The sequence below is a fragment of the Aquabacterium sp. genome (genome assembly GCF_044226965.1).
Classification (GTDB): Bacteria; Pseudomonadota; Gammaproteobacteria; order Burkholderiales; family Burkholderiaceae_C; genus Pseudaquabacterium.
Window position 1 is genome coordinate 1 of the sequence record NZ_JBGAGA010000128.1, and the last position, 2893, is coordinate 2893.

Annotated in this window: 4 protein-coding genes; 1 reads left to right on the forward strand and 3 read right to left on the reverse strand. The window is 70.0% G+C overall.

Annotation, left to right across the window (positions count from 1 at the left end; all coding sequences use genetic code 11):
- Both ACILR4_RS28820 and ACILR4_RS28825 read right to left on the reverse strand, forming a co-directional pair.
- On the reverse strand, positions 1-299 hold a 299-nt coding region (locus ACILR4_RS28820; protein ID WP_395704328.1), incomplete at its 3' end, for an NAD(P)H-dependent oxidoreductase subunit E.
- A gap of 136 nt (positions 300-435) precedes the next feature.
- Entirely contained in the window at positions 436-1371 is a 936-nt protein-coding gene (locus ACILR4_RS28825) for a LysR substrate-binding domain-containing protein (protein WP_395704329.1), read from the reverse strand.
- Positions 1372-1412: 41 nt separating this feature from the next.
- On the opposite strand from ACILR4_RS28825, the gene ACILR4_RS28830 reads away from it, so the two are divergent.
- On the forward strand, positions 1413-2342 hold the full coding sequence (locus tag ACILR4_RS28830) for a LysR substrate-binding domain-containing protein (protein WP_395704330.1): 930 nt from the start codon (positions 1413-1415) through the stop codon (positions 2340-2342).
- Here the strand turns inward: ACILR4_RS28830 and ACILR4_RS28835 are convergent.
- Positions 2326-2893 (reverse strand): PA14 domain-containing protein (locus ACILR4_RS28835; protein WP_395704331.1); only part of this gene is annotated, 568 nt, incomplete at its 5' end. The two genes, ACILR4_RS28830 and ACILR4_RS28835, sit on opposite strands and share 17 nt — an antisense overlap.

The window sequence follows — 2893 nt, forward strand, 5'->3', positions numbered from 1 at the left end:
TGGCGCGCCGGCTTGGTCTGGCGGAAGTGGTGGTAGTAGGTGATGACGCCATGCACCTCGGCGCGCGAGAGGTTCAGCGCGCCGGCGATCTCGGGCACCACGTTGGGCGGCACGCAGCCCAGCGCGTCCTGCACGCCATGCAGCACCGGCAGCAGCGCGCCGGGCTCGTCGGCATGCGCGGCCAGCACCGCACGCACCGTCGCCAAGGTCTTGCCGGTGGCCGGCAGCTGCACCACGGCCACATGGCCGGGCTGGGTGAACTTCGGTACCGGCGGGGTCGCGCCCGGGGATGCGCTCATCGTTGTCTCCTTCTGGCAGCAGGCCCTGGTCGGGGCGAGGCGCAGTGTCGACAACGGTGGTCGGACGGTCCAATTTCTTCGGTGAATGGACCGATGCGGTCAGCGAATCACGGGCCGCCGCGGCGGCGGGCGCAGGCTACGGCACGCAGGCGAAGCGCTGCGCCTGCTGCAGCCAGGCCGGCTCGCGCGCCATCGCCAGCGCGGCCGTCAAGGTCTGCGACAGCACGCTGCCTTCGTTGAGCATGAAGGCCATCGGCACCACGACATCGGGCGCCGTCAGCGGATTGGCCAGCAGCCCGGCCTGGCCCTGCACCATCGCCACCAGCGCGCCGGGCATGATGCTCGCCACCTGGCCGGCCTGCACCGCCAAGGTCAGCGTGACGATCGAGTTGGTCTCCATCGCCACCTGGGCGCGCACGCCGGCCGCGGCAAACGCGCGGTCGACGATGCTGCGGTTGTGCATCTCGGGGCTCATCAGGCACAGCGGCAGGGCCGCCGCGTCGCGCCAGCCGATCGGCGCGCCGATGTGCAGGCCGTCGTTTCCGCCCTCGCCCCGGCGCAGCAGGAAGTAATGCTCGGGGTACTGGGCCACCAGCTGCAGCGGCGCGCGGCGGATGTCGCTGCGCTCGGCATAGCCCAGGCCGAGGTCCAGCGCCAGGTCTTCGAGCTTGGCTTCCAGCTCCATCGAGCTCATCGAGCGCACCGTGGGCACGATGCCCGGGTGCCGCGCCTGCAGCACGGCAGCGAAGCGCGCGGCGATCGGCACCGCGGTGGGCACGGCGCCGATCAGCAGGTGGCCCTGCGGTGCATCGACCCGGCTGCGCAGGTCCTGCTCCAGCAGTTCCTGCTCGTGCAGCATGCGCCGCGCGCTGGCCAGGATGCGCTCGCCCTCGGGCGTGAAGCCGCCGAACGAGCGGCCGCGCTTGACGATGGCGGTGCCATAGCTTTCTTCCAGCGCGCGCAAGGCGTTCGACAGGGCCGGCTGCGTGACATGGCAGGCCAGCGCGGCGCGGCCGAAGTGCTTGTGGTCGTCCAGCGCGACCAGGTACTTGAGCGAGACGAAGAGGTTCATCGGCGGCGGATGAGCAGGCCCGCACTGTACGATGCGCCGCGATGAAGAACGCCACGCTGCGCCAGCTGAAAGTGTTCGAGGCCGTGGCCCGGCACCTGAGCTTCTCGCGCGCGGCCGAGGAGCTGCACCTCACGCAACCCGCCGTCTCCACGCAGGTGCGCAAGCTCGAGGAGCATGCCGGCAACGTGCTGTTCGAGCAGTTCGGCAAGAAGATCTACCTCACCGCCGCCGGCGCCGAGCTGCTGCAGATCAGCCGCACGATCATCCAGCAGTTCGACGCCGCCGAGCAGACCATGGCGCAGTACCAGGGCGTGGCCGGTGGCAAGCTCAATGTGGGCGTCATCTCCGCGGGCGACTACTTCTTCCCGCGCCTGCTGGTCGAGTTCGCCGGCCGCCACCCGGGCGTGACGCTGAACTTCACGGTGCACAACCGCGAAGGCCTGCTGCAGCACATCAGCGAGAACCTGACCGACCTGGCAGTGATGGTGCGACCGCCGACCGACCTGGACACGGTGAACCTGCCGTTCGCGCCGCACCCCTACGTGATCGTCGCGGCGCCGACGCACCCGCTGGCCGGCCAGCAGCGCATTCCGCGCAGCCGGCTGCTGCGCGAGCCGTTCGTGGTGCGCGAACGCGGCTCGGACACCTCCAACTCGATGGAAGAGGGCTTCGGCGGCGACATCGCCGGCGTGCGCGTGGCGATGGAGATCCGCAGCACCGAGACCATCAAGCAGGCGGTGATCGCCGGCATGGGCGTGAGCTTCCTGTCGGCCCACACCATCAGCCAGGAGCTGCGCACCGGCAGCCTGTGCGTGCTGGACGTGCAGGGCTTCCCGCTGATGCTGAACTGGTACCTGGTGCACCGCCGCACCAAGCGCCTGCCGCCGGTGGCGCAGGCCTTCAAGGACTTCCTGCTCAGCGACGGTGCAGACCTGATCGGGCAGATCCTGCCGTTCAAGCCGCCGTCTTGACGCGGCGCCGGGCCACGGCACCGGCCCCCAACGCGACCAGCACCAGGGCATAGGTGGCCGGCTCGGGCACCGCCTCGGCGAAGCGCACGCCCGACGGCAATGCCAGGTCAAGGCCGCTGGCGCCGCCGAAGTCTTCGAAGAAGTTGACGACGAAGCTGTGCTCGCCGGGCGTCAGGTGCGCCACACCGCTCTTCGTGTCCGGAGAATGGCCGCCGCCGTTGTCGATGACCAGCGCGCCATCGATGTAGAGGCTGCTGCCGTCGTCCGAGGTGAGGTCGAATGAATAGTCCGCCTCGACGCCGACGACCAGGCTGCCCAGGCTCTGCGAACCGAAGGCACCCAGGCCGAAGGGATGCCAGTCGAAGCCCGTGTCGGTGCCGAAGCTGATGCCGGGCGTCGTCAGCGTGCCCACCAACCCTGAAAACGGGGTTCCGTCGCCACCGCCGAAGCCCGAGTAGACGTTGGTGACGACCGACGCCGCGGCAAGCGTCGAGGCGGACAGGGCGAGCGTGGCGCACAAGGCGCGAGCCAGTCTTTGCATGCGGTTCTCC

Excerpts from the sequence above, each read along its gene's own strand:
- ACILR4_RS28825 (WP_395704329.1), bottom strand. The coding sequence starts at position 1,371 with ATGAACCTCTTCGTCTCGCTCAAGTACCTGGTCGCGCTGGACGACCAC.
- ACILR4_RS28830 (WP_395704330.1), top strand. The coding sequence starts at position 1,413 with ATGAAGAACGCCACGCTGCGCCAGCTGAAAGTGTTCGAGGCCGTGGCC.